Origin of the sequence: Pseudomonas sp. HMWF006 (assembly GCF_003061205.1) — a bacterium.
In the GTDB taxonomy this organism is placed as follows: domain Bacteria; phylum Pseudomonadota; class Gammaproteobacteria; order Pseudomonadales; family Pseudomonadaceae; genus Aquipseudomonas; species Aquipseudomonas monsensis.
This window is the reverse complement of sequence record NZ_QAIU01000378.1, coordinates 10,709-11,393: the sequence shown is the minus strand read 5'-3', so window position 1 is coordinate 11,393 and position 685 is coordinate 10,709. Positions and strand designations below refer to the sequence as shown.

General features: G+C 62.3%; 1 protein-coding gene. It reads left to right on the top strand.

Translation table 11 applies throughout. The features are described 5' to 3' along the window. Nucleotides 1-685 (top strand): GNAT family N-acetyltransferase (locus DBR24_RS15440; RefSeq protein WP_128615199.1); only part of this gene is annotated, 685 nt, incomplete at both ends.

The window sequence follows — 685 nt, the reverse complement described above, 5'->3', positions numbered from 1 at the left end:
GCACTGGGGCTGCCAACGATCTGCATAGCTGTGTCGAATAATCAGCATGCCAACGGCGAAGTCATGGCGGCGGCTGGCGCGCATGTGTTCTTGGGTGCCCGCGAGCAGGTCAGTGTCGAGCAATTGCGCCAAGCCATCGGCTTGGTCGTCGAAAATGTTTATCTGCGCCAAAGCCTGGCCGAACGTTCACGGCAATTGGTCGACGGGCGCGGCGCGCTGCGGGTTGCGGTGGCGTTGGCGGGCGCGGTGCTCAAGGTGCGCCCGGCCACGCTGGACGACGCGCAGTTGTTGTTTGACGGACGCAATGCCGAGGCGGTGCGCCGCTGGTCACTGGACGCTGGCGTTATCGACTGGAAGCAACATCTGGACTGGCTGACTGCGAGCTTGCGTAACCCTCAGCGGCTGCTGTTGGTCGCTGAAGGCGATGACGGCCCGGTCGGTGTTCTGCGCTATGACTTGCGTGGTTTTGACGCGGAGGTCTCGCTGTATTTGCTGCAAGGGCGTTTTGGTCTCGGCTGGGGCGGTGCACTGTTGGCGCGGGGCGAAGCGTTCGCTTCTGCTCATTGGCCGCAGATGAGCGCGATCACCGCTCAAGTGTTGCCGGCCAACCAGGCCTCACTGAATGTTTTTCGCGACGCCGGGTTCACTCAAAGTGCCTGCGCGTTCACCCGTGTTTTGAAGGATC